At 61.9% G+C, this 24,918-nt stretch carries 26 protein-coding genes and 1 tRNA gene; 14 read left to right on the top strand and 13 right to left on the bottom strand.

The genetic code is table 11. The features are described 5' to 3' along the window. Positions 1–27: 27 nt before the first annotated feature. The 3 genes from IVB22_RS01330 to IVB22_RS01320 form a co-directional block, all read right to left on the bottom strand. Complete coding sequence (locus IVB22_RS01330; protein WP_247515534.1) at positions 28–1,077, bottom strand: NAD-dependent epimerase/dehydratase family protein; 1,050 nt, start codon at positions 1,075–1,077, stop codon at positions 28–30. A 33-nt stretch (positions 1,078–1,110) separates the two neighbouring features. Further along, the gene (locus IVB22_RS01325; protein ID WP_256467365.1) at positions 1,111–1,623 is read right to left on the bottom strand and encodes a DUF962 domain-containing protein; all 513 of its coding nucleotides are present in this window, start codon (positions 1,621–1,623) and stop codon (positions 1,111–1,113) included. 435 nt (positions 1,624–2,058) lie between these two features. Continuing rightward, entirely contained in the window at positions 2,059–3,036 is a 978-nt protein-coding gene (locus tag IVB22_RS01320; RefSeq protein ID WP_247515532.1) for an AraC family transcriptional regulator, read from the bottom strand. A 153-nt stretch (positions 3,037–3,189) separates the two neighbouring features. On the opposite strand from IVB22_RS01320, the gene IVB22_RS01315 reads away from it, so the two are divergent. Continuing rightward, complete coding sequence (locus tag IVB22_RS01315; RefSeq protein ID WP_247515531.1) at positions 3,190–4,263, top strand: class I SAM-dependent methyltransferase; 1,074 nt, start codon at positions 3,190–3,192, stop codon at positions 4,261–4,263. Positions 4,264–4,337: 74 nt separating this feature from the next. Continuing rightward, positions 4,338–4,550, top strand: a complete 213-nt coding sequence (locus tag IVB22_RS01310; RefSeq protein WP_247515530.1) for a hypothetical protein — start codon at positions 4,338–4,340, stop codon at positions 4,548–4,550. Here IVB22_RS01310 and IVB22_RS01305 read toward each other — a convergent pair. The 3 genes from IVB22_RS01305 to IVB22_RS41805 form a co-directional block, all read right to left on the bottom strand. Further along, entirely contained in the window at positions 4,540–5,514 is a 975-nt protein-coding gene (locus IVB22_RS01305; protein WP_247515529.1) for a Bug family tripartite tricarboxylate transporter substrate binding protein, read from the bottom strand. The genes IVB22_RS01310 and IVB22_RS01305 overlap by 11 nt on opposite strands. A 59-nt stretch (positions 5,515–5,573) precedes the next feature. After that, entirely contained in the window at positions 5,574–6,269 is a 696-nt protein-coding gene (locus IVB22_RS01300; protein ID WP_247515528.1) for an urease accessory protein, read from the bottom strand. 161 nt (positions 6,270–6,430) lie between these two features. Then, positions 6,431–6,553 carry a hypothetical protein gene (locus tag IVB22_RS41805; RefSeq protein ID WP_374207452.1) on the bottom strand — a complete coding sequence of 41 codons (123 nt, stop codon included), beginning with the start codon at positions 6,551–6,553 and terminating at the stop codon, positions 6,431–6,433. Between IVB22_RS41805 and IVB22_RS01295 the strand changes: the two genes are divergently transcribed. Then, positions 6,548–6,886 carry a hypothetical protein gene (locus IVB22_RS01295; protein WP_247515527.1) on the top strand — a complete coding sequence of 113 codons (339 nt, stop codon included), beginning with the start codon at positions 6,548–6,550 and terminating at the stop codon, positions 6,884–6,886. The genes IVB22_RS41805 and IVB22_RS01295 overlap by 6 nt on opposite strands. A 343-nt stretch (positions 6,887–7,229) precedes the next feature. Next, positions 7,230–7,304, top strand: a tRNA-Thr gene (locus IVB22_RS01290). Positions 7,305–7,743: 439 nt separating this feature from the next. Here IVB22_RS01290 and IVB22_RS01285 read toward each other — a convergent pair. Then, positions 7,744–9,336: a porin gene (locus IVB22_RS01285; protein WP_247515526.1), complete on the bottom strand. Its 1,593-nt coding sequence runs from the start codon at positions 9,334–9,336 to the stop codon at positions 7,744–7,746. A 381-nt stretch (positions 9,337–9,717) separates the two neighbouring features. Here IVB22_RS01285 and IVB22_RS01280 point away from each other — a divergent pair, with 381 nt between their 5' ends. Continuing rightward, complete coding sequence (locus tag IVB22_RS01280) at positions 9,718–10,257, top strand: MarR family winged helix-turn-helix transcriptional regulator (RefSeq protein WP_247515525.1); 540 nt, start codon at positions 9,718–9,720, stop codon at positions 10,255–10,257. A gap of 19 nt (positions 10,258–10,276) precedes the next feature. Here IVB22_RS01280 and IVB22_RS01275 read toward each other — a convergent pair whose 3' ends face one another. Then, entirely contained in the window at positions 10,277–11,377 is a 1,101-nt protein-coding gene (locus IVB22_RS01275) for a S9 family peptidase (protein ID WP_247515524.1), read from the bottom strand. Positions 11,378–11,877: 500 nt separating this feature from the next. Here IVB22_RS01275 and IVB22_RS01270 point away from each other — a divergent pair, with 500 nt between their 5' ends. The 3 genes from IVB22_RS01270 to IVB22_RS01255 all read left to right on the top strand — a co-directional run bounded on the left by IVB22_RS01270 (position 11,878) and on the right by IVB22_RS01255 (position 13,352). Further along, positions 11,878–12,102 (top strand): hypothetical protein, encoded by a 225-nt coding sequence (locus tag IVB22_RS01270; protein WP_247515523.1) that lies wholly within the window; start codon positions 11,878–11,880, stop codon positions 12,100–12,102. 185 nt (positions 12,103–12,287) lie between these two features. Then, positions 12,288–12,728 (top strand): hypothetical protein, encoded by a 441-nt coding sequence (locus IVB22_RS01265; RefSeq protein WP_247515522.1) that lies wholly within the window; start codon positions 12,288–12,290, stop codon positions 12,726–12,728. Positions 12,729–13,097: 369 nt separating this feature from the next. Next, positions 13,098–13,352, top strand: a complete 255-nt coding sequence (locus tag IVB22_RS01255; RefSeq protein WP_247515521.1) for a hypothetical protein — start codon at positions 13,098–13,100, stop codon at positions 13,350–13,352. A 116-nt stretch (positions 13,353–13,468) separates the two neighbouring features. Here IVB22_RS01255 and IVB22_RS01250 read toward each other — a convergent pair whose 3' ends face one another. The 4 genes from IVB22_RS01250 to IVB22_RS01235 all read right to left on the bottom strand — a co-directional run bounded on the left by IVB22_RS01250 (position 13,469) and on the right by IVB22_RS01235 (position 16,646). Continuing rightward, positions 13,469–13,705: a hypothetical protein gene (locus tag IVB22_RS01250; RefSeq protein ID WP_247515520.1), complete on the bottom strand. Its 237-nt coding sequence runs from the start codon at positions 13,703–13,705 to the stop codon at positions 13,469–13,471. Between the two features lie 212 nt (positions 13,706–13,917). Further along, complete coding sequence (locus IVB22_RS01245; protein WP_247515519.1) at positions 13,918–14,631, bottom strand: outer membrane protein; 714 nt, start codon at positions 14,629–14,631, stop codon at positions 13,918–13,920. 322 nt (positions 14,632–14,953) lie between these two features. Next, complete coding sequence (locus tag IVB22_RS01240) at positions 14,954–16,003, bottom strand: alpha/beta fold hydrolase (RefSeq protein ID WP_247515518.1); 1,050 nt, start codon at positions 16,001–16,003, stop codon at positions 14,954–14,956. Between the two features lie 220 nt (positions 16,004–16,223). Then, positions 16,224–16,646 (bottom strand): hypothetical protein, encoded by a 423-nt coding sequence (locus IVB22_RS01235; protein WP_247515517.1) that lies wholly within the window; start codon positions 16,644–16,646, stop codon positions 16,224–16,226. A 516-nt stretch (positions 16,647–17,162) separates the two neighbouring features. Here IVB22_RS01235 and IVB22_RS01230 point away from each other — a divergent pair. Beyond that, a complete protein-coding gene (locus IVB22_RS01230) occupies positions 17,163–17,699 on the top strand; it encodes a lipopolysaccharide assembly protein LapB (RefSeq protein WP_247515516.1) in 537 nt (178 codons plus the stop codon). Positions 17,700–17,761: 62 nt separating this feature from the next. Here the strand turns inward: IVB22_RS01230 and IVB22_RS01225 are convergent, their stop codons facing one another. Further along, a complete protein-coding gene (locus IVB22_RS01225) occupies positions 17,762–19,321 on the bottom strand; it encodes a S10 family peptidase (RefSeq protein WP_374207451.1) in 1,560 nt (519 codons plus the stop codon). A gap of 305 nt (positions 19,322–19,626) precedes the next feature. On the opposite strand from IVB22_RS01225, the gene IVB22_RS01220 reads away from it, so the two are divergent. The 5 genes from IVB22_RS01220 to IVB22_RS01200 all read left to right on the top strand — a co-directional run bounded on the left by IVB22_RS01220 (position 19,627) and on the right by IVB22_RS01200 (position 24,701). Beyond that, positions 19,627–20,298, top strand: a complete 672-nt coding sequence (locus IVB22_RS01220; protein ID WP_247515514.1) for a hypothetical protein — start codon at positions 19,627–19,629, stop codon at positions 20,296–20,298. Positions 20,299–20,347: 49 nt separating this feature from the next. Then, positions 20,348–22,477 (top strand): adenylate/guanylate cyclase domain-containing protein, encoded by a 2,130-nt coding sequence (locus IVB22_RS01215; RefSeq protein WP_247515513.1) that lies wholly within the window; start codon positions 20,348–20,350, stop codon positions 22,475–22,477. 131 nt (positions 22,478–22,608) lie between these two features. Then, complete coding sequence (locus IVB22_RS01210; protein WP_247515512.1) at positions 22,609–23,388, top strand: NAD kinase; 780 nt, start codon at positions 22,609–22,611, stop codon at positions 23,386–23,388. Between the two features lie 167 nt (positions 23,389–23,555). Beyond that, positions 23,556–24,101, top strand: coding sequence for a response regulator (locus tag IVB22_RS01205; protein WP_025590237.1), 546 nt, complete (start codon positions 23,556–23,558; stop codon positions 24,099–24,101). A gap of 21 nt (positions 24,102–24,122) precedes the next feature. After that, positions 24,123–24,701: an Hpt domain-containing protein gene (locus tag IVB22_RS01200; protein WP_247515511.1), complete on the top strand. Its 579-nt coding sequence runs from the start codon at positions 24,123–24,125 to the stop codon at positions 24,699–24,701. Positions 24,702–24,918: the final 217 nt, after the last annotated feature.

Raw genomic sequence — 24,918 nt, 5'->3', positions numbered from 1 at the left:
GTCGCGGACCTTCAGTGAGGGATTGGATCAACCGCCAAACCGGCGCTCGATGTGAAACGATCGAGCGCGACTACTCGGCGTTGAGCTCCATTCAGGCTGATGGTGGCCGGCATCAAGCAGATGCGCAATGGTTTCTCGCAACACAGGTTCGACGGCGCCCGGCGCATAGCCCAGCTCTCGTTGTGCTTTCTCGATCGACAAGGCCCCTGCTCGCAATGCGATACGAACGCCTTCGGCCGTACCGGACGGGGGCCGGCGCGTCACGTGATCGGCGATGAACTCCAGCGTTGCTGTGACCATTTCGGCGACCTTGCCGTTCACGTGAATGCACCGGACGCGACGTCCGCTGATATCAGCCATGAGTTCGAGAACCTGTCTTAGCGGCATGCTTTCGCCGCCGAGAACGTAGCGATGTCCAGCTTGTCCACGCTCCATGGCGAGGATCAGCCCTTCGGCGGCGTCGCGCACATCGACGAGGTTCACGACAAAATCAAGATGCAATTGAAGGCGTCGCTTGAGAAAATACCGGAGCATTGCCGTCGGCGGCGTAACGTTGTGATCGTAAGGTCCGACCGGCATGGTGGGACAGCCGATTACCACCGGGTATCCGGATGCGGCCGCCTGCATGGCGAACCGGTCGGCGAGCATTTTCGAGCGCGTATATGGACCCGGCATGTCATCCGGCAGGAGCGCATCGTCGGCGACAGGAACCATCGATGGCGAGGCACGGAACAGAATGGATTCCGTCGAGCAGTGCAGAAAGCGCTTTATGCCGCGCTTTCGCGCCGTCTCAATGACGATTTCGGTGCCACCGTAATTGACGGTGTGAAAATCAGCTTTTCGCGGCAGCCACATCCCCGGTAGGCCGGCCAGGTGATAGACCTCGTCGACCCCGTCCATTGCTCGGTCCACCAGGTCGCGATCAAGTACCGATCCACCGACATACTGAACCTGCGTCAAGGCGCGGGGTGGTGGCTGAAGATCGAGAACCCTCACCTGCCCACCTCGCGCGATCAGCGCCGCGACGAGGTGTTTTCCGATGAACCCACTGCCGCCTGTGACCAGTATGCGCGTCATGCTGCGGGTGCACTCAAGCTGAACTATTTGAGATCACGATGTGGCACCTTGCGGATGCCCGTGGATAATGATGGCGAGATCGCGCCGAAAGCCCAGCGCGATAAGCAACTTCGCCATGACAAACATTGGTCCGAGCAAAAGGTGGCTCGGATTGTCAACCAGCGCCGGCTGCCGTCGCTCAAACACGCGGTGCCCAATAATCTGCGATGCGACGCCAACGACAATCAGAATGGCCGTAAGTGACCACATGCCGGCAGTTGTCGCATGACCAACGATCACGGCGGCGACTGAGAGCAACACAACCGCAGCCCCAAGGATCGCGGCTCCGAGCGCGAAGTCGAGCAGGAACCAGTAGATGAGCACCGGCACGACAGCGATGGTCGCCGCGCTGGTCTGGAACCCGAATACGGTGATGGACCACAGGCTGAGCGGGAGAACGGCGGCCAGGAACAAGAACACGATGCCGAAGACATGCATCGCGCAATTCCAGGGGTCACGATGATATTCAACGTAGTCCGCAAGCTGCCGCCGAAAATATGAACTCATGCGGTGATCCCCTGTTCTGTCGGCAGCCGCCGCTAAACTGAGTCAACCAAGAACCCGACGCCCCTGCTGGCTAGAGTTAAACTTGGGAATCATCGTCAAGTCAAAGCGCGGCCGCGGCGGTATTCGCGGCTCATTGAGCGCGCGAAGACGCCCCCAATATAGTCAAATCATGCGGTAATTCAGGCAGCTAACATGGTACATGAGCCCCTGGAACCGACACACCTTGCGACAATTTTTCCAGTAAATGTGGCCGTTTAACCAAGCAATTTATGAGTACACGCCCTGCTCCGCTGAGCACCGGCGCGATGTTCCCACCGGAATGAGGCTGACGACCCGACGACGTATCCGGATTGAACCAACTCATCTGGAACCTGGGCGCGATCAGGAAGAAGGTCGGAATGAAGCCTTAGAGGCGCGTACGCCATAGATGGCGACTTACTCCGATAATATATGCGCCTGCCGCCAGGCCGCCGGCGGCGTCCCTACCGTCCTGCGAAACGCACGATTGAAGGCGGCCTCGGAATCGTACCCCACCGCCTCTGCCACGCGCGCGATCGGATCGCGCCCCGAAGCCAGCAGACCTGCCGCGAGTTGCATGCGCCAGCGCGTCAGATACTGTATCGGCGGTTGCCCGATGAGATAGGTAAATCGCTGCGCGAGCGTCGACCGCGACAACCCCACCATCCTCGCGAGTTCATCCAATGTCCAGTCAGCCGCTGGTTTGCCATGCAGGAGATTCAGCGCCTGACCGACGTGTCGATCGCCCAGGCCGGCAAGCCAGCCGGTCTGTTCGGGACCAAGTGCTTCGATATGGCATCTGATCGCCTCGACGAAGAGCAGTTCGCCCAGTCGGGCAAGGACGCCCTCTCCACCCGTCCGGCGCCCTTCCGTCTCTGCCCGTGCGGCATTGATCAGAAAAGCAAGGCTCGAATTGCCGCGATATGAACTTCCCCGCAGATGCAGGACCGCAGGCAGCGACTCCAGCAGCGGGTTGAAAGGACGCGTGTCGCAGCCGAGAAATCCGCACAGGATGCGCGCGTCGGCGGGGCCGCTGTCACCGAGGTGGATCCTGTGGGGAAGCTGATCGGCCGTCGGCTGATGATAGTAACTCAGATCAGGGATCGCCTGCATGCCCGGCGCACTCGAAAGCACATGGGCTGCGCCTTGCGGAAACGCGATGATGTCGCCCGCGTCGAGCCGTACCGATGGCTCATCGATCAACCCGCCCCAGCAGCAGCCATCGACCACGACGTGATACTCGATCACGTGCTGTGCCCCCGGCAGCACGGCTGAAGCGCAGGCAGACGATGCCGGCGCCGCGGCCACCCACGGCGCGCGGACGTCAAGATGGAAGAACATCGCACTGCTGAGTCGTACGGCGCGCAACACATCGGACAGGGCATCCGCGCCCATAATCGCAGCTCCAATCGGACGCTCGGTTACGCTTTTCGGGCGAACGGCAAAAAATAGGAAGGATTCAGACGCTCAGTCAAGCCATCCGGCGGTCTGGTCATTTGCCGCGCCCTCGCGAGGACCTATGTCCTAGCACGCAAACCGGAGGCTGAAATGAATAAGATGGTTAGAGAATTAAACGAGCAGAAGCTGGAAGGTTTCGTTGCGCGGATACTGGATGATCTGGGCGCGACCATGATTGCGCCTTTGGTCCGCATCGGTGATGAACTCGGGCTGTACAACGCACTCGCTGAGGCGGGCCCGGTGACGCCGGAAGAACTGGCCCGCCGCACCGGAACGGTCGAGCGCCTTGTGCGCGAATGGCTTAGTGCCCACGCAGCAGCCGGTTATCTGGACTATGACGCCACGACCAAGCGCTTTGCCATGAATCCCGAGCAGGCCATGGTCTTCGGAAATCCCGAAAGTCCGGTCTACATGCTAGGCTCATTCGAGGTCTGCCAGGCGGTGATGCTTGACCAACCCAAGGTGAGCAAGGCTTTCCGCAACGGCGGCGCCGCCGGCTATCACGAACGATGCAATTGCCTGTTCAGCGGAATGTCGCGCTTCTTCGGCGTGAGCTACAAAGCCCATCTCGTTCAGGAATGGCTTCCCGCATTGGACGGTGTGATTGAAAAGCTCAATAGCGGTGCACGGGTCGCCGATATCGGCTGCGGCCATGGCATCTCCACCATTCTCATGGCGAAAGCCTTCGAAAGATCCATATTTGTCGGGGTCGACAACCACGAAGATTCTATCGCCTGCGCCCGCGACGCCGCGAAACGCGACGGCGTAGCAGCCAGGACGGAATTTGACGTCGCCACAGCCAAGAATTTTGTGGGCAGCAACTTCGACCTGATCTGTTGTTTCGATGCGCTGCACGACCTTGGCGACCCCGTCGGCGCGGCGAGCCGGATTCTGGAGGCTCTGGCCCCCGATGGCACATTCATGGCGGTGGAGCCACGTGCAGGAGACAGGCTGGAGGACAATATCAACCCGGTCGGCCGGCTCTATTATGCGGGCTCCACCATGATCTGTACGCCGGTTTCGCTGGCGCAGGAGGTCGGGCTCGCCCTTGGCGGGCAAGCGGGACCGGCCCGGTTGGAGGCGGTTCTGCGCGAAGCCGGATTTAGCCGCATCCGGATCGCGGCCGAGACGCCCTTCAACATCGTTCTGGAAGCACGGCGATAAGGGATGGGGCGAACGTGCTGTAAACTTCTTGAGCTGCCGGGAGCACTTGCTCACCGGCGGCAAGGGTCCATGTCATGACGCAGACATTACGAGCAAAACAAAGCAACCGAGAGCTTGGCCAAGCCGGCTGGATCCTTGATTATTGGGTCGCCTCTTTGATCGCAGCGGTGGAGCGCGCCATACGTCATCGACGCGCGAAGCATCGCGCCATGATGCAGGCCGCCGACCCGATCTCCGCTGCATCCACGCGTAACGTTGCGGGCGCGGACCGCGATCCTAATTCGTGATCTTGTACCCCGTTTCCTTCACGACCGGCTGCCAGAACGCGGTGTTGGCAGCGAGTTGTCGGGTCAGGCCTTCGGGCGTCGAGCCAACCGGGATCAGGCCGATCGCGAGCAGCTTCTCCTTGACCTCGGGCTTGGCAAGCGCGGCGGCGGCCGCCTCGCTCAGTTTCTTCGCGAAATCGGTTGAAGCGCCCGCCGGCAGCCACATGCCGTACCAGGCATCCGCCACCAGATCGATGCCGTTCTCCTTCAAGGTGGGCGCGTCCGGCAGGAACGGCGAACGCGTCTCGTTGCCGACCGCGAGAATCCGGATGTTGCCGGCGCGATGCTGCGGGATGGCATCGGTCAACGTGGAAATCGCAAACGGCATATGGCCGCGGACGAGATCGTTGATGATCGGCGCGCTGCCGCGATAGGCCACGCGCGTCAGCTTGATGCCCAGCGCCTGCTCGAGCCGCGATCCGCTAAAATGCGGAATGGTGCCGTTGCTGGGCACGCCGAACGTGGCCTTGTCCGGATTGGCTTTCAGCCAGGCGACGAATTGCTTGAAGTCCTTGACCTCGGCCGGGACGGCGGTGCCGACGAAGACACAGAACTCGAATCGCACAAGCTGGCTGACCGGGACGAAATCCTTCGCCGCGTCAAAACTCGGTGTCGTCTCGACCATCGGCAGCAGATACATCGTCGGTCCCGTGGTCACGAGGACAGTCGTGCCGTCGGGATTGGCCCCCTTCACCGCCTTGATGCCGATCAGGCCGTCACCGCCGGTGCGGTTCTCGACGATGATGTTGCGGTCGAGCAATGGGCCGATGTGCTGCGCCAGCAAGCGGCACAGCGCGTCCCCGCCGCCGCCGGCCGCGAAGGGAAAGATGATTTTGGTCAGCGGGCCCGATTGTGCCAGCGCCTGGCCCGTCAAAGCGGCCAGCGAACATGCGGCGCTTCCGGCCAGAAAATCTCGGCGTTTCATCCTATTCCTCCGAACGCTTTATAATTGTTGATCAGACCGTCGCGCCGAGGCGCCCCGCGTCAGGCCAGTACCGTTTCGACTACAGTCATGATTCCGATCGCGACGGTGGCAAGACCCACTGCCCCCTGCAGGCCGCGATTGGCCCAGGTGAGCGAGCGGGCGGAGACCGCAAGCGGCACCGCAATCACCGTCGACAGCGCGCCCATGCCGATCATCGAGCCGACGCCGAACAGTGCGACATATCCGAGGCCGACCGCAGGACTGGAAGCCTGCGAAACCGTCAGCACCAGAAGCGCGGCAGAGCCCGCCATGCCATGCATCAGCCCGACCAGTAGCGTGCGCCAGCGGAAGCCATGGTCATGCGCATGCGCCGCGCGGGCATGCGGCGCGGTTTCGCCAGCATGGCTGTGGGCGTGGAAATGCACCGTGCCGTCGCCATGGCCATGCTGGTGGAAATGCACGCGGTCGCGCCACAGCCGCCACAGCACATGGGCGCCGAGGCCGACCAGCATGAAACCGACGGCGGTCTCCATCGGCCGTGCAACGTCGTCCGGGATCGCGCGGCCGAGCAGGACGGCGGCGCCGGCAAAGATGAACAAGGTGAGCGTGTGGCCGAGCCCCCAGGTCAGCCCGTGCTTGACGATGTCGGCGACACGGCTGCGGCGCGCGGCGATGCTGGAGACGGCGGCGATGTGATCGGCCTCGAGCGCATGCTGCATGCCCAGCAAAAACCCCAGCCCAAGAATTCCGAACATACGCCCCCTGCTCACTGTATCAGCTGAAGTTCGGCTCAAGCGTGAACTTCTGATTTTGGATTTGACCCGTCTTCTTCCCGCGAACCGGTGCCCACCCACGGATCACGTCCGAGGGCATGCTTCGCTTGAAAACGCTATGAAATACCAGTTGGACGCCTTTGTCAGGTCAAGACTTCATCGAACAGGCTTGTCATCGATGCCCAGGAACGGCGGTCGGCCTGTTCGTTGTACAGCGCGGTGCGCATCATCGAGCCGTCGGCGGCCGGGTTGGTGAAGCCGTGCAGCGTGTTGCCGTAGGCGATGACCTGCCAGTCCTTCGCATCTCGTTCTCGAAATCGGCAACCTATTCCGGCGGCGCCAGGGGATCGTCAACGCCGGTGCAGACCAGCACGCTGGCCTTCACCTGCCCCGGTTGCGCCGGCATTTTTGTCGCCAGCATGCCGTGGAAGCTGACCACCGCCTTCAACTCGGCGCCCTCGCGCGCCAGCTCCAGCACAACCGACCAGAACCCGATCGCCGCCAGCCTGCCGGCATCAACCTGGCAGCGCGGCGAGCGCAGCCAGCGCGGCGCGGCAGGACCGCACCTGGCGCGACAGCTACAACCGCTGGGACGATAACAGCGGCTTCTGGCCGGGCGATGTCGCGGCCGGCGGCGTCGGCGGCGCAGTCGGCGGCGCCATCGCCACCGCCCCGATGGGCGGCGAAGCCTATGCCCGCCGCAACGGTTTTGTCTGTCCCCGGCACCTGGTTCCGCAGCGAGGACGGCCGGCAGCATCTCTGCCAGTAGGACGATTGCGAATCGAGTTTGGAAAAGGCGGCTGGAAAGCCGCCTTTTCCATGCGGAAGCGATGAAAGCAGTTCTTGAGGTTCTGGCCCTTTGCGACCAAGTCTGGTATTCGAGCCGCCGAAGATCGGCCCCGCGCGGCGGGTATTTTCGCCGCGCACCGATCGCTTCAATTCGCCGGTTTAGCTCAGCGGTAGAGCAGCGGTTTTGTAAACCGAAGGTCGGGAGTTCAATCCTCTCAACCGGCACCACGACCTAGGCCTCAGATGGCAAGTACAGGCTGGTTCTGGTACCGGCTTCACTTTTCTTGCCGAGAACCTGCCGATCGTGCGGCATGCCCCCGGGCACAGCCAGCAGTCGTCCCAAAAACGAAAAACCTCCGGCAGGGCATTGCCGGAGGTTTCGGAGGTTTATCATAAGTAGTGTTGCGTCTCCTTCGAGACCAAGGAGGCCGCCAGGGAATCTGCCGGCTACCTGTATGTCAGACTAGCTTATAAAATTAGCTGAGTAAATAATATTATTGAGACTGCTTAATTTTCCCTGCTTTGCCTGGCGAGCCGAAGCCCCGGTTTATTACCCCTTCGCGCGATCGGTTCTGGACGAGCGGCGACTTACGAAGGAGAGCATGAAAAAATAGAACCCCCAGCGTTTTCGGCTGGGGGTTCTTTAGAGAGTGTCAGACGTTCAGGATCAGAAGTTGCGCTGAGCGCGAACGTTCAGGAACACAGTGCTCTGGTCCTTGAACTCGTACACAGCATTCGGCTTCGGAGCCGTCGCGGTGAACGTCGAGCTACCCGTCATCTTCTGGTCGAGGAAGAACGCACCGACTTCAGCCGAGAACGTCAGGTTCTTGACGGGCGTCCAGCGGGTGACCACACCAACCTGAGCGATGTTGAAGTCAGGGTTACAGGTGTAGTTGCCAACGTTGTTGCCGACAGCAGCCTGGCCACCGTGAGTTGCCGCGAAGCCAGCGCAGTAGGCTCCCTTGGCAGTCGTGGTGCCCAGACCGTTGATGTTGTCGTTGGTGCCGCCGTCATAACGGACGGAAGCGTAGCTGCCCCAGAGGCTGGTCGACCAGTAGGGATCCCAGTTGTGGTTGAACGCACCACGGACACCCCAAGCCGAGGTCAGGATGATACCACCCGTTCCGCCGATGCCCGGCATGAAGACACCGTCAGCCGAGTTGCCAAAGGCAACGCTCTGGTAAGCGCCGTTGCCGCTGCCACCGAACATCGAGAAGTTCGGCGTACCACCGCTCGTGGAGATCACGGACTTCGTGGAACCCTTTGCGTACGTGACGTCGATCTTGAAGTCGTCGCCAGCACCGGTCGGGAGGTTCTTGATCTGCAAGGCAGCCGTCACCGCACCGCCCCACTTGTCGTCGGGATGACCGGAGAGTTCCGAGCCGTTGGTCGGAGCGCCAGCGGCGCCAAGGGTGTTGTAGGTGGCGCTCACGAGGTGCGCCAAACCTGAAATCTGGAACAGACCCCAAGCCTGGTCGACGCGGATGTTGCCGGCGATGTCGGGAGAATGCAGCCCGCTGTAGGCGTTGGTGCCGCCGCCGTTGACGTTGACGCCGTTGGCCAGGTTCCAGACCGCGGTGCGGTTGAACACGGTCGGATCATCGAGACCGATGGTGGCCGACACGCCGTTTCCGAACTGAGCGGTGTACTGGATGTTGTTGACGCCGGTGACGTAGTCCGGGCCGCCCATCAGGTACGAGTTGTTGTTGCCCGGATAGCCGTTCCAAGGCGTCGCGTAGGCCGAAGCCGACTTACCGAAGGTGAAACCAGCGAACTGGATGAACACCATTTCAACCGCGACATAGCCGCCGCCTGCCGTGGAAAGCAGCGCGTTGTTGAGCGGCTGGCCGGTGGTGGCAGCAGTTCCGGGGTTCGTCGTTCCGAAGTTCTGGAACTGGAAGTCGCCCTGACCGAAGGTGCGGACTACGCCGTATTCGGTGGCGGTACGGGTATCGACCGTGATCGCCATACGGGAGCGGGAGAGGAAGTAATCGCGGTAGCGATTGCCCTGGCCGCCGTCGCCGCTATAGAACGGGCCGCCATAGACGCCGCCATTGAACGTGGTGTCGACGCGAACGTAACCACCCAGCTTGATGCAGGTGTCGGTGCCCGGGATGTAGAAGAAACCCGCACCATACAGGGAGCAGATCCTGACGTACTCGACCGCTTTGGCCTTGACGGGAAGATCGGCAGCCTGTGCTCCGCTCAGGGCGACGAGACCCGCCGCTGAGCCGAGAATAAGGCTCTTGATCATAGTCATGTTAAACCTCCAAGTTGCTCTGCAAGGACGAGGGCGGACCCAGCTGTTTCCCCCAGAAAAGGTCCGCCCTCGCCTTTTGAAACCGCTCAGTCGTTTCGCGTCTTCGGACACACCCGCATGAACGCGAGGGACTTAAGCGAACCACCAAAACGGAACGATCAAGGACCCCCCAGACCGTCTCCAGAACTATGCATGTGCAACTTACGTAATCAAAATACTTTATGAACTCAGTTATCTCTATCCCGACCGACTGTGTCGCTGCGGCAACACCGAAGAACACGCGATATTGAGTTCGGGGAACCACTTTAGCGCTGCCCAATTGGATGATTTTGTTATTAAATCAGCTAAGCTGCTTCGTGAGACTCGGGGCCAGGCAAAGCCATGGGACAGGACGCACGCAAGGGATCGGACTCGTCGAACCGCGCCAAGCGCGGAGCGTCAAATGAGTTCAGCGGGAAGAATCACGACGTCACCCGGCAATTCGCCTGGGAGATCGCCGCCATCAACGTGCATCTCCAGGAGATTCGTTATTTCTGGGCAAAAGCCCTCGGCGTCAGCGGCCCGCAATGGATGATCCTGATGGCTCTGGCCGATCTGGATCAGGGAGAGGGCGTGGCTGTGAAGGTCGTGTCAAAGATGCTCCATGTTGACCCGTCCTTCGTAACAACCCAGTCGAAAATGCTCGAGAAGAAAGGCTTCATGCGCCGAAAAACGTCGGAGGACGACGCCAGAATTGTGCAGATGTCCTTGACGGACAAGACCTATAAGCTCTTCGCAGGCTTGGCTTCCGAGCAGGAGGCCCTCAACAATTTCATCTTTGCGGAATTCAGCGACCGCGAACTCAGCGAATTTACTGACAAGCTTGCAGCGCTGAAGAACCGCATTGAGAAGGCCAGCCTGAAGCTGACTGTGGGCATATGACCTGCAATGCGGTCGTAGCCTAGTCAGGTACCGATTCGAGGCGATCGGCCACCCAGTCAAAGATGAACTCGTTGGCAAGCGTGGGGTTGTCGCGATGTCCATGCGCGGCAGCCGTTTCAGAGCTCTCGAAAATTTTCAGGGAAACGTCGGGATGCTCGGCCTTGAGCCGTTCGAATAGATCGGTCACGTAGTCACTTTCGAGCCAGCCCTGCTCGCCCAAGGTGATCAAGAGCGGGCAGCGGAGTTTTGGCCCGAGCCAACCGCCTTCAGTTCCGGAACTACTCAGTGAGAGGCGATTCATCAAGAATGCGCGCTCATGCATGTCCCAGATACCGCCGTCACAAACCGCGGCGGCGAAACGATGGTCGAGGGCAACGCCACGCGCCACAAAGGACGACTCCAAACCGTCGCTGAGAATCGCGATCCTGTGTTCGTCGATATCGTCCCTCGTGTAGAGGTAGTCCATCACGTGCCCCACCGATGTTTCCAGATCGGAACGGCCGACTATTTTATCGAACTCGACGCCGGTGCCGGATCCGAACAGATCTACGGCGAGCAGCGCCATTCCCCGGTTGCTGGCATAGCGCGCCACCTTGAAGAGATATTCTTCCTTCCGATGTCCGGGGTCGCCCATGCACACGACGACAGGCGTTTGATGAAAGGCGGCGGGTGCAGGCAAAAAATAGCCCTCCAGCGCATGGCCCTCCAGCCAGGGAATCTCGACGACCTCGCCGGCGGGAGTCATATGCTCGATGTAGCTGCGGGCGCAGCCTCGCATGGTTAGGAGCGCACGCTCCTGTTTCGTGTCGGCGGCGTCTAAACCGAACGCTGAGGCTTGATAGTAGTTGATGGCGCGAAGCCAGTTACTTCGTGCGGTCAGCACATGACCGCGCTCGAAGGCAGCATTGGCACGCTCATTACTGAGGTCGGCCATCCCTATCCATTCCCGATACCAGGAATCGCCGCCATCCGTTGGGTCTATCCGGCTTGCGGCAAGGAAGCATTCGGAGATCATCGAACCGCCTTCCTGCGCCGCACCCAACAGCCTCATGAACTCGATCGAGAACTCTTCGCTGTCAGGCCATTGGACCCAGCCCCCTGCGCCAAATTGAACGTTCATATCGGAGATAGTCCGGAGCAGATCAGGTGACAAAATTAGTTATATGGTATAATATAACATAATACCTTACCTAAGGGCAAGCTCCGGACAAAGGCCCGATGGATCCTGGTCGTGCGGTAGGGTTACTGCAATCGAGGGTAGCTTCGATCAGGGTAGCTTCGATCAACGAGTAGGCCGGAATGTGCCAACTTTTACGACATCCATCCGCGATGGGCGAAAAGAGCGTGTCAGCCTATACCGGTGGCCGCACTCAGTGCTTTTCGTGCAACTTGTCCACTTGGACCGCAATCATCCGTAGGTTTATTTTATGGCCCAAAACCCATCAAATCGGTCTGCCGCAGGATCCGGCGGCTGGTTCTGAGGCTATTCACCGGTGGCTCTGGCGCGTCGTGTCCAACCGGCCTACCCCGCCGTCGCGCCCATATCTCCCCTTCCCAACCGGAACCACCCCTCCTTCTGCACGTTTTCCTCGCATGAGAATTCGTGAAGAAAACTGCAACATGGTTTTGCTCGCCGTTGTCACATCTTTCAGCGTGGCCATCGCAGGCGGCGCTACGCTGCTGGGGTTTGCCGACAACAAGCCGGTCCAGTTCGCTGATCGGACGGCGGGTCGTGTCGAGCAGCCGCCCCCGCCCGACAAGCGAATCATCTACGTCAACGACCAGCCGCCGGTGCGCGTGATCGGCGCGCCATTCGTGCCCAACACGAATCCCCGCGAGCGCTAGCTCCCGCTTCGCGGGGCCGCGCGCTTACGGCACCCGACATCACACGCCATCTGCACATTGCCGGTCACGACTGTCACCGTTTTGTCACCTCGCGCGCAAAAGCGTGGCAGTTATCCCCTGTTACCTCTCCACCTGCTTGATTCCACAAAAGCGGTTTGATGGAGTGACTTGGGCCGAGGTGTTTCATGAAATGGATGAGGGAACGCGATCTCCTGATCGCGCAGACGATGGAGTTCGTTCAATCGGTGACCGGCAAGACGCCGGAGACCGAGAAGACGGTCACCACGCCGGTTGCCCTGCTCTCTGTCGAGACATCCGAAACCATCCTCGCGGCTGCGGCCCTTCCCGACATTGAGGCTCTGCTGGCGGAGACGTCGCCGCCCGCCACCCAGGCGCCGATAAACGTATCAAGAGAAGAAGTACCGCGGGAGATATCGAGGCTCGCTCCTCCTGCGCGTCTTGACCTGCGGGAGGATTTCCAGGCCGAGATCAAGGCGCGGGTCGCCAATTTCCGCGCCCATCAGGAGCGGTTCAACCGCGAGCGCGAGGCCTATTGCAGCGCGACCATGGCGAAGGTCCATGCATCTCTCAGGGAAGGCGAGCCGCCGACGCGTCCGGGGAAGTAGGCCCGGGACGCAAACCGCGTTGCCCCGGCATCCGCACGATTTTCAGAGCCAAATTCAGAGCCAGGCGTAGACCAGCGCCATGTTGGCCGCGCAGGCGACCAGCAGGCAGACGGTCAGCGTGAGTTGGACACGCTCGCAGGAGGTCTGGAGGCTCGTTCTCATGGCCGGAAACATCCGGCGATTCTGGCGGTCGAGTCTCGGGGATTCTTTTTTCGGGAATTTACGGCTCGTTAAAGACTCAGAGACTCCACGAAAATGGGCCGAAACGAGCCAAATTGCTCCCGAAACAGCCTGTGAAATGGCGGCATGGCAGCCAAGCCTGAAACCCGGACCCCGCTTCCGCGTTGACCGTTTTTACCGGAGCCGACAATGCCCTACGCGCTGTTCTCAAACGATGCCAAGCTGAGCAAGGCCTATCCCTCCGCGGCCGACGTCTGGAAGATTGCCCAGAAGAGCGGCCTCGTGGTCGATGTCGTCTCCGAGCAAGACAGCACCGCCCCTCGCCCGGTGCTGGACCATGATTACGAGATCAAGCCGTGCCAGCTCGAGCCGCATGAAGACCCCGCCCGAAACAAGGCCGAGGCCGAGCGCGAAGCGCAGACGGAATTGCAGTTGGCGTCGTAAGGACGGCGGCGGCCGGGCGGGCAAACCCGAACGGACAAGCAAAGCCCGGACGGACAACGGCTCTCGGCAGATGGGTCCCGTTCGCCGGGGACGACATCCGAGGCGGTAAATCGGTTCTACGGCGTCGCCGAGACCAGCGATGCCTCCGCAACCAGAGTGACACAGGCCTTGCGCCGCTGCAGTCCCCTGATCGCGCCGGTCACCTTGCGCACCCTGCCGGCCCCGCACGAGGGGTCCTGCACAAAGGCGATTTCATAGGGAGCAAGGATAAGCGGTTCGGATTTCAGGACCGTTTGAGCAAGGCACGGAAACGCCGCTGCGGAAAAGATCAGCCCTAACGCAAAAGCACGCATGTTCGTTGTCCCACCAGCCGGCCGGAACCATAATATCGGATCGTGACGAAAAGTTGCATGCAGCGCGAAATTTTTTTCGCGCCCGCCAAAAGCAGCCGAGGCACGCTCGCCCCGGCATTCCTCAAACAACGGCCGACGTGAAGCCGGCCTTTGCCCCCAACAAAAAGGCCGGCGTAAAGCCGGCCTTTGTCGTGTCGATACGAAGCGGCGTATCAATATCTGGCGGCGGCAGGCCCACCCCAACCAAACCGGTAGTTCACGCCGACCTTGGCGGTGTGTTCGTCGTTGCGGAAGCTGCGGCCGGTGACATCGGCAGGACCAGACGTGAACGTGGTGTCGCCGAAATTGTAATACTGGTACTCGGCCTTGGCCGACCAGTTCGGGGCGAACATGTATTCGAGGCCGCCGCCGACGGTGTAGCCGTCCTTGTGATTGCCGTTGGTAGTGAAGCCCTGCGGCACACCGGCCACCGACACCCCGAGATTGTTGCCGTCGCGCCAGGCGTAACCGCCCTTGGCGTAGAGCAGCGCCGGACCCCAAGTGTAGCCGAGCCGGCCGGTCACCGAGCCGAGCTGGTCGGTGTTGGATGTCACGAGGGTGCCGCCCGGAAACAGGACGCCATTATTATTGTTGTTCGGCAGCCAGCTATACTGGGCTTCGGCGCCCAGCACCCAGTTCGGCGCGAACTGATAGTCGAAGCCGCCCTGTACGCCGCCAAGGAAGCGGGCGTCGCTGCCCTGCAGGGAATTGTTGCCCGCGAAGGCGCCGCCGACATGGCCGCCGATATAGAACCCGGTCCAGTTATAGACGACCTGAGGCGCGGTATAGGCTGGCGCCTTGGTATAGGGCCGCGGCGGCATGTCAGCCGCAAAAGCTGGAGCCGCCATGGCGGCCAGCGCGGCAGCGCCGAGCAGGAACTTCTTCATATCACTTTCCCCATTCCGGACATTGCGGATACCAATCCAAACAACGTGACCTCATTTAGGTTGCTTTGCGGCAAGTGCCCGCGACCCGATGGCAGGCCGCTGTGACGGTGCAGCAACAAAGCGTTTTAGTTCCCTCGCACGTAAGGCTTTTTCCCCGGTTAAGGAGGTGGTCTCCCACTTAGTTGATGTCCGGGATGACTAAGGCAAGGTTCAACCCTCGCCGAAAAGTGATCCGAATTCGTTCACGGTTCCGCCCCGGGAACGCCAGACGACGGCCCCCGCCGGCAAGCCTTTGCGGCCGCCGGCGGCGAGGCCTCACAACTCAATAGCGAGCCACTTCGATGACAGCGTCGGCAAAGGCCTGCGGCGCCTCCTGCGGAGGGTTATGTCCGATCCCGCCGGTGAGGAGGCGGTGGGCATATTTGCCGGAAAACTTCCTGGCGTAGACCTTGGGATCCGGATGCGGCGCGCCATTGGCGTCGCCTTCCAGGGTGATGGTGGGCACGGCGATGGCGGGGAATTCGGCCAGCCGCTTTTCCAGTTCGTCGTATTTCGCCTCGCCCGGGGCTAGACCAAGCCGCCAGCGATAGTTGTGGATCACGATGGCGACATGGTCGGGGTTGTCGAAGGAGGCCGCGCTGCGTTCGAAGGTGGCGTCATCGAAATTCCACTTCGGCGAGGCGAGCTGCCAGATCAGTTTTGAAAACTCGCGCCGGTATTTTTCGTAGCCCAGCCGGCCGCGCTCGGTCGCGAAGTAATACTGATACCACCATTGCAGCTCGGCCGATGGCGGCAACGGCTTCTTGTTGGCCTCCTGGCTGCCGATCAGATAGCCGCTGACCGAGACCAGCGCCTTGACGCGCTGCGGCCAGATCGCCGCGACGATGCCGGCGGTCCGCGCGCCCCAATCGAAGCCGGCGACCACTGCTTTGTCGATCTTCAGCGCATCCATCAGGTCGATGACGTCGGTGGCGAGCGCGCCCTGCTGGCCATTGCGCGGCGTATCGCTTCCGAGGAAGCGGGTCGTGCCGTAGCCACGCAGCCAGGGCGCGATCACCCGGAAGCCTGCCGACGCCAGCACCGGCACGACATCGACGAAGGCGTAGATGTCGTAGGGCCAGCCGTGCAGGAGGATGACGACGGGACCATCGGCGGGTCCTGCCTCGGCATAACCAACACTGAGGACGCCGGCCTCGACCTGTTTCAGCGTGGCAAACGAAGTGTGGGCGCCCGGCCTGATCGGGGCCGCGCCCGACTTTGCGTCGCCGGACTGCGCAAAGAGGGCGCCGCTCGTGGCGAACGGTGCCGTCGCAAGCGCCGCGGCGGCGGTGCCAAGGAAGCGGCGGCGGTCTGGGTTGGTTTGCTGGGACATGGATCTCACTCCGGTTCTTTATCTTATACGATTATATCGTATACGATATAAATAACACACCACCCGACTGTCAACCCTTCCGATTTAATCGTATGCGATGCAGATGGGCGCAAGGCATCACACTCTCGTGTGGAGGCCAGCATGAAATCCGCCAATGAAGGAATCTGCCAACAAGACCCAAGCTCAAGGCCTTCTGCGCTCTCAAGCAGACGCGCGCAAATCAGCGTGTCATTTTCTCCAGTTCCGCGAATGGCGCGTACGCCACCCCCGCACAGGGTTCGACGGCGTTTTCGATGATGCGGTCGAGGCGGCCGTCGACGAAGAGCATGGCGCGTTCACGCGGCTCGCGGTAGCCGCCGTCGGGCTCGCGCGGGCTGAACCGGAGACAGGCCACATAGCGCTGCCGCCCGCCGACCACGCGCTCGACCGGCTCGGCCATGACGGCATCGCGCACGCCGACGGGATTGTTGAGATAGGTCCTCAGAAACGCCAGCACTTCGGTGCGGTAATTCTTGGGAAATGGCTGGCTGGAGACGCCACGATCGTCGGTATAGGTGATCGACTTGCCGTCATCGCTGGCGGCACAAGCCGACAGCATGATCGGCAGCAACATCATCGCCGCGATTTTGGCCGAACGTCTCAAGCGAACTTCCCCTGCCCGTCGCCGTCTCTTAAACCGCCCGGCGGCAGAATGGAATTCGCAACTCGGTTATCAACTCACATTCGCTCTCGAAAAGTTGAGCGCGCGCCAGCCCACGGCCATTAGCGAAGCAAATGGCGCGTGGGCTGGTCTGACATTCGCAAGGCGCGCCGGGCAATGGGGGCGAAACGCGCGCCGGCGAATCGGATTCAGCTGCGTTTGGCGGCGGGCGTCACGTGCTTGACCGCGATGTGCGGCTTCGCATGCATCTTGTGCAAGCCAATGTGCTGGTGGCGATGATGCCGGTAGTGATTGTGATGACGGCGCACTGAACCTCTCCTGAATCGGACTTTCGGATTCCGTTCATTTGAATGACATCTTCGTCATGTCCGTTGACGGCGACCGCCGATGAAAATTGGCGAAATCAAGGGTAGCGGCGCGGGAATGTTCTCGGCCCGCGGGGGTTCAAATCAACGGGCTTCGGTGTAGGATTGTCGAACCGGCCATCAGGAGAGATGCATGAATAGATTTGCGATAAGGCTTTTGACTCTTGCAATGTTGTCGCTCACGCTCGCGGCAGCTCCTGTCGTCAGCGTCGTCTACGCAGCGCCCGACAACGAGCCCCCGCCGCCGCCGAAGAAGAAAAAGAAATCCAGCGAAGCCCGCCCGGGCATCGAGCAAACCGCATTTGCCGACGGCTATCGCGCCGCCTACGCCGCGATCTACGAGCGCCACGACTACCCCTCGGCGATTACGCAGCTCAAGGCGCTCGGCCGTGACGACAGTGCCGCCGTCGCCAACCTGATCGGCTACTCCTATCGCCAGCTCGGCGACTACAAGGTCTCGCAAATCTGGTACGAGCGCGCGCTCAAGGCCGATCCGAACCACGTCAAGACCTGGCAGTATTACGGCCTGTGGCAGGTCGAACAGGGCAATCGCGATCAGGCGCAGCATCACCTGAACCGGATCGCTCAGCTCACCGGCACGACAAGCGAGGAATATCGCTCGCTCGCCGCTGCGCTGGAAAAGCCGCCGGGCACCGGGCTGGTTTACTGAGGCGCTGACGAAAACAACCGGCGCAGTGCGAAAGCCTGCGCCGGTTTTTTGTTGTTCCGAATTTACTTCATCAGCTTCTCGACTTCCGCGCGGAATGCCTGACGCGCGCCGTCGCGCGAATAGAACATGTGACCACCGGAATAGACGACGAGTTTCACCCGGTCCGGACTGGCATAGTCCGGCAATTGGTCGAGCAATACCTTGGAAGCGAAATAGGGCGTGGCGAGATCGAACAGCCCGTGGCCCACCAGCAGCTTCATTTTCGGGTCGAGCGCGAGAATCTGGCGAAGCTGCGAGACCGACTCGGCTGGCCCGCGGCCGAAATCCCAAGACCGGTTCACGCTCTCGCTGAGCAGTTGGTACGAACCATCAGGCCGCCAATTGAGTTTGCGCGTGGTGATGTCGACGGCCGCGCTCGTCAGCGGCGCCATCAGCGAATCGCCGGAAGGATCGCCGAAATGGGCGTAGTTCGAATCCGGATAGGGATCGAGGCCCGAGACCGAGGCATCGTAACGTCCGGTCACCCGGCCGCTGCGGCGATCGAACTCCCTGCGGAATTCGCCGACTTCGAAACGCCCGGCAAGCCTGCGGCTCACGGCCTGATCGATGCCGGTCAGCGCAGCTACCTTGTCAGCGAGCCGCGTCGTTGCCTCCTTGTCGGCCTGTCCCTTGATGAGATCGGTGAGATATTCAGTCTGTGCGTAGCGTTCGACCTCGGCGAGATCGGCGCGCGTCATCGCGCCCTTGGCCTCGCGCGCCACCGCCGCCATGCTCGGCAGGCTGTACACATACTGCAGCAGGCTCGAGCCGGAAAAGTCGCGGAAGTCGAGCAAGGGAGAAACCAGGATCAGCCCGCGTACGCCGACGCCCTGCTGGGTCTGCAGGTTGCGGACGATTTTCGGACCGCGAATGCCGCCATAGCTCTCGCCTGTCACGAATTTCGGCGACAGCAACCGGTCGTATTTTTCCAGCCAGCGCCGGATCACCAGCGCAATCGAACTGACGTCGCCGTCGACAGAAAGGAACCGCTTGCGCACGTCCTCGCCGGACGCGACGAAGCGGCTGTAGCCGGTGCCGACGGGATCGATAAAAACGAGATCGGTGAAGTCGAGCCAGGTCTCGGCATTGGGCAACACGTCAGGCGTCGCGGACGATACCGCGCCATCGCCGCCGATCGACAATCGCCACGGCCCGGCCGCGCCGAATTGCAACCAGGCCGAAGACGCGCCCGGGCCGCCGTTGAACAGAAACGTCACCGGCCGGTTTGCGCGATCGGCTCCGTCGAGCTGATAGGAGTTATAGGCGATATCGGCCTGCGGCTCGCCCTTGTCGTCGAACAGCCGGATCGAGCCTGCGGTGGCGGTGAAGTTGAGCGTGCGGCCAGGCAGCGCCAGTGTCTGCCTGGTGGTGGAATCCGGCGGCAGGCGATGTTGTTCGGCCGCAGACGGCTGTGTCGCCGCGGTGCCCCGCCCCGCTCCACCCTTCTGGCCCGATGGCGACGGTGACGGCGTGGCGGCGGCCGGCTGCTGCGAGGTCGGCGAACTGGCCTCCTCGGCACGCGCGCCGCTCACCCAACACACGACCAAAAGGGTAGCGGCAAGACGCACGGGCCACGTCGCCATGAAATGAAAAGCCATACCGTTTGCTCCCTGCGCGCCCCGCGATCCAGCCGTGCCCTGCGGATTCTTCCGTAACAGTGCGACAATGAGGCCGTGGTGCACAACAAGGAGAAACTTTCTCGAAAATCACAATCCCGACAGCATCGCGTGAGAAAGCGGTCAGCGCGTCCGGTGGTTGTCCTCACCGGCCGATCGGTGATATCGGTCGGTTCCGCTGGCCCACCGGCCAGGTATTTTTGTCGATCCATGAAACCATTTTGGCGCTGGCGCGACTAACGAACCTGCGCTTTTCAATGGGGTCCTAGAAAATGAAACGTACGATTGCTCTCTGTCTCGGCCTGCTGGCGCTGGTTTCTCCGGCGGCCGCAGATTCGCCGGTCGCGGTCGTCGAGGACGTTCAGGGCAAGGTCACCGGCGCAGAATTCATGGACTATGTGACGCCCAAAGCGGTCATCAAGATCGGCGACGGCGGCTCCGTCATTCTCAGCTACCTGAAGTCATGCCGGCGCGAGGCGATCAGCGGTGCCGGCACCGTCGTCGTCGGCACCGAGGAGAGCGCCGTTCACCTCGCCGAGGTCAAGGCCGAGAAGACGAATTGCGATCCCAACCAGGCAAACGCGACCACCCGCGAGACCAGCGGCGTCGCCGCCACCGTGCTGCGCAGCGTCGACAGCAGCAAATCGGCTTCCTTGCCCCAGCCGCAGCTCACCCTTTACGGCGCCTCGCCGCTGGTGGAGGCCAAAGGCCGCGGCAAGCTGACCGTTCGGCGCCTCGACGTGCCGGGCGAACGTCAGGAGATTAATCTTGGCGGCACCCAGCTTAGGGGACGCTTCCTCGATTTCGCCAGCGAGAACGTAGCCCTGGTCCCCGGCGGCCTTTACGCCGCTACGTTCAAATCATCGCGGATCGTGTTCCTGGTGGATGCGCAGGCCAAACCCGGCGCGACGCCGATCGTCGGCCGGTTGCTGCGGATGGAATAGGCGTGACGGGCCATCCCGCTTGAGAATCAGGCGCAGCACGCGCAACAGGATGGTGGTTGCAGCCATCGCGCTGGTCTGCGCGGCGGCTTCGGTTTCTCCGGCGGCCAGACCGATCCGCGGGCTATCCCTCGATATCCTCACCGCACTGCGCTGGGAACTGTTCGGTCGAAGGCAGGATCCTGCCGCATCGCCGGCGGTCGTTGTCGCAATGGACGAGGAAAGCCTGCGCACTGATCCGTTCAAGAACGCGCCGATGCTGACCTGGACCGGGGAGATCGGCCGCGTGCTGTCAGCGACACTCGAAGGCGGCGCCAAGGTCGCCGGCTTCGACATGGTGATCCCGAAATCGATCGAGCAGTCGGAGATTCCGTTTGGCGAGGGCACGCTCGGCGAGAAAGTCCGTGGATTCGACCGCGACTTTCTTCGCGCGCTTGCCGGCGCGGCGGCGAACGGCAAGGTGGTGCTCGGAGAAGTCCTGGGCGGCAACCAGCCGGTCAGGCCATCGCCGGGACAGCGCGTCGCGGTACGCCAGCAGCAGAACATCCGCCCGCTCAACGTCCATGTCGACAGCGACGATATCGTCCGACGCCTGCCGCTGAGCTTCACCGTGAACGGGGCGAAGGTGCCCTCGATGGCGGTCGAGCTGGCCTCGCGGGCGCTGGGCGCGGCACCCGGGTTCGACGAACGCGGCAGGCTGACGCTTGCCGGCTATCGGGTCCCCGGCCGGGTACCGAACACGATGACGCTGAACTTCGAGGGCGGCGCCGACGACATTCCGACTTTCTCATTTGCCGATCTGCGCGCGTGCGCGGTCAAGAACGACAAGGATTACTTTCGGCGCTGGTTCGCCGGAAAGGTCGTCATTTTCGGCAGCGTTCTCGATATCGAAGACCGCCGACAGACCTCCAAGCGTCTTGCGACTGGGCTCGAAGGCGCGCGCGCGCCGCGCTGCGCAGCCGAGAGCACGCCGGTCACGGCCGGTTTCAGGATCAGCACGATAGCCGGCGTCTATATCCATGCAACGGCGGTCAACAATCTGATCTCGCGCAACGCGGTAGTCGAACCCGGTCCGGTGGTGCGCTTCCTGATCTCGACCCTATTTGCGGCGCTGGCTGCAGTCGCCGCGTGGCGGTTTCGGCCGCTCAGCGCAGCACTGGCCTGGATGGCCGTGATCGCGACCAGCATCGCCGGCGCCACGATCGCGTTCAACCACGCGCTGGCGCTGCCGATCGCCGAGCCGTTCCTGGCGAGCCTGTTCGCGCTCGCCGCCACGATCGGCTTCCGCTTCGTCGTCGCCGACAAGGACCGCCGCCTGCTGCAGAAGAGCTTTGCGCTCTACCTTGCCCCGCACGTCATCAACCGCATGCTGTCGTCGAACAAATTGCCGGAACTCGGCGGCGAAACCCGCAACGTGACGGTGTTCTTCTCCGACATCGAAGGATTTTCGCTGATCGCCGAAAAGATGTCGCCCGACAGCCTGATGGAGCTGATGAACGAATATCTGTCCGCGATGACCGACGTCATCGAGCGTCACGGCGGATATGTCGACAAATATATCGGCGACTCCATCGTGGCGGTGTTCGGCGCGCCGGCCGACGATCCCGACCATGCTGCGAACGCGGCACGCGCCGCGCTGGATTGCTGCACGCAGCTGACGGAACTCAACGCCTCCTCTGCCGCCTTCCACGAATACAAGCTGGCGCAGCGGATCGGCATCAATTCCGGCGAGGCGCTGGTCGGCAATTTCGGATCGCGGCGGCGCTTCAACTACTCGGTGATGAGCGACGCGGTGAACCTGGCATCGCGGCTGGAGGGCGCCAACAAGTTCTACGGTACCACCGTCATCGCTTCCGAGACCACCGTCGCCCTTACCGGCGAGGCCTTCGCCTGGCGCGAACTCGACGCCATCAGGGTCAAGGGGCGAACCCAGGCGCTCAAAATCTACGAATTGCTGGCGCTGTCGACCGGGCTGACCTCCTCGCAGGAGGCACTGATCGCCAACTACGCCGACGGGCTTGTGCAGTGGCGGGCCCGCGAGTTCGAGCGCGCCGCGCAGTATTTCGGCCGTTCGGCCGACATCGACCGGCCAGCGTCGTTGTTTGCCGCGCGAGCCCGGGAATTGGCCCAAAACCCGCCGGGCGAGGACTGGGACCCGATCCGGACATTGCAGGAAAAATGACGCTTCGATGACCAGCGGTTTACGTTACCGGCGCGAAAGAGCCCCTCGGCCATCTCGACAAGTCCCGGTAAGGTGTATAGACGAGCGCGGCGCAATCCGGCGCCACGCGATACCCAAGAGTTCGTCGTCCGATGGCCACCCCCAAGCGATACGACCGGATCGCCTTCGTCGCGAGCGCAAGCACCGAGGCGCAGGCCGCGCTGGCGCAGCTCGTCAAGCTCTACGGCAACCACGATGCCGACGACGCCGACGTCGTGGTAGCGCTCGGCGGCGACGGATTAATGCTGCAGACGCTGCACCGGCATATGCGCTCGGGCAAGCCGATCTACGGTATGCATCGCGGCACCGTCGGCTTCCTGATGAACGAATTCACCACGCACGACCTGCATACGCGGCTGGCGGCTGCGCGGGAATCCCTGATCAATCCGCTGCTGATGCGCGCGACCGACGTGCATGGCGCGGTGCATCTGCATCACGCCATCAACGAGGTCGCGCTGTTTCGCCAGACCAACCAGGCCGCGCATCTGCGTATCCTGATCGACGAGCACGAGCGGATGGCGGAATTGATCGCCGACGGCATCCTGGTCGCAACGCCGGCCGGCTCGACGGCCTATAATCTCTCGGCGCAGGGACCGATCCTGCCGATCAACGCCGCGCTTTTGGCGCTGACCCCGATCAGCGCGTTCCGCCCGCGCCGCTGGCGCGGCGCCCTGCTTCCCAACTCCGCTTTCGTTGTCATCGAGGTGCTCGAGGGCGAGAAACGCCCGGTCGCCGCCGCCGCCGACCACGACGACGTGCGCGATGTCCACCGCGTCGAGGTGCTGTCTGACAAGACGATCTCGATGCGGATGTTGTTCGACCCCGGTCACAGCCTCGAGGAACGCATCCTGCGCGAGCAGTTCGGGTCCTGACGCCCGCCTGGTGACCGCCCGGTGACCTTGAACCGGGTTCCTATCCGGAAAAAGTGGCGCCATTCGCTATCTGCGCGAGCCTGATAGACCGGCTTCGCAACCATTCCTTAACGAGCGCCGCGATATGGTTAACACCAGTATACTGTTTTGCTGGGCCGGGCCGGACCATGTATCGCATCGACTTCAACAAGCTGCGGTTTCTGATTTGCGACGACAATCCGCACATGCGCCGCATCTTGCGGACGTTGTTGCACTCGTTCGGCGCGCGCGAGGCCTATGAGGCCGAGGACGGCGCCACTGCGCTGGAAATGTACAGCCATTACGTGCCCGATATCGTCATCACCGACTGGTCGATGCCGATCTTCGACGGCCTCGAACTGGCGCAGATGATCCGGCAGCCGGAATCGAAGGGTAACCCTTACGCGCCGATCATCATGCTGACCGGGCATTCGGAGAAGCGTCGCGTAACCGTCGCACGCGATGCCGGCGTCACCGAGTTTTTGGCGAAGCCGATCTCGGCCAAGGGACTCTACCAGCGCATTCTCAATGTCGTCGCCAACCCGCGCCCCTTCATCAAGACCAAGACCTATTTTGGCCCCGACCGCCGGCGCAACACCAACAACGCCTATATCGGCCCCGAGCGCCGCGTTGGTGGCGAGGTGGAAGTCATGCAACAGCCGTCGCTGCTCGACAAGGCGCGTTCCGCCGTCTAGCGCCGGCCTGGAGAGACCATCATGACGAAACAGAAGCCCGGCACGATACAGGTCAAGTCGTTTGGCGATCACCACGTGATCACGCAGCCCAATCCCCTGCGTAAGGTATTGCTGCGCGTTCCCGAATCCGATCTCGACGATCCCGTCGGCCGCGCGGAAAAGGCGCTCGCCGGATTGTCCGGCGAATTCAAGAACTGGATGACGATCGAGGCCGACCGGCTCTCGGCGGCGCATGCGGTCGTTCTCCGCGACGGCTTCACCACCGACAACCGCGAAGAGCTGTTTCGCGCTGCCCATGACATCAAGGGCGACGCTGCCACGTTCGGCTTCCCCTCCGCAGGTGCTGCCGCCGAAAGCCTCTGCCGCATCATCGAACACGCGCCCGACCTCGATCTGGTCCCGGCGGAGCTGATCACCCACCACATCAACGCCATTCAGGCGATCGTGCGCGAGCGCACCAAGCTCGACACCGCCACGATGGCGAGCAAGCTGAGCAAGCAACTGCGCGGCGTCGCGGACGAATTCCTGCTCAAGGTCAACCGCGACCGCCCCGAACATCTCGAAGCGATCCTGGCGCCGAGTATTGTGCCGGCGGAGTAGGACCGCGTCTCTCAACGAGTCGTCCCTGCGAACGCAGGGACCCATAACCACAGCCGTTTGTAGCTGAGCGAAAGCCGTCGACCTGCATTTCAATGGATAAGCCGCGGCGTATGGATCCCCTTGGTTCACAGAACAAGTGCAACACCTGCTATGGTGTTGTTGCGATGGGACAATGTTATTGCCAGCTCAGCCTTGAAGAGCGGATCGAGATTTATCG

Origin of the sequence: Bradyrhizobium sp. 190 (genome assembly GCF_023073415.1) — a bacterium.
Lineage (GTDB): Bacteria > Pseudomonadota > Alphaproteobacteria > Rhizobiales > Xanthobacteraceae > Bradyrhizobium.
The sequence above is the reverse complement of the archived record's forward strand: the minus strand, read 5'-3'. Positions and strand labels throughout refer to the sequence as shown.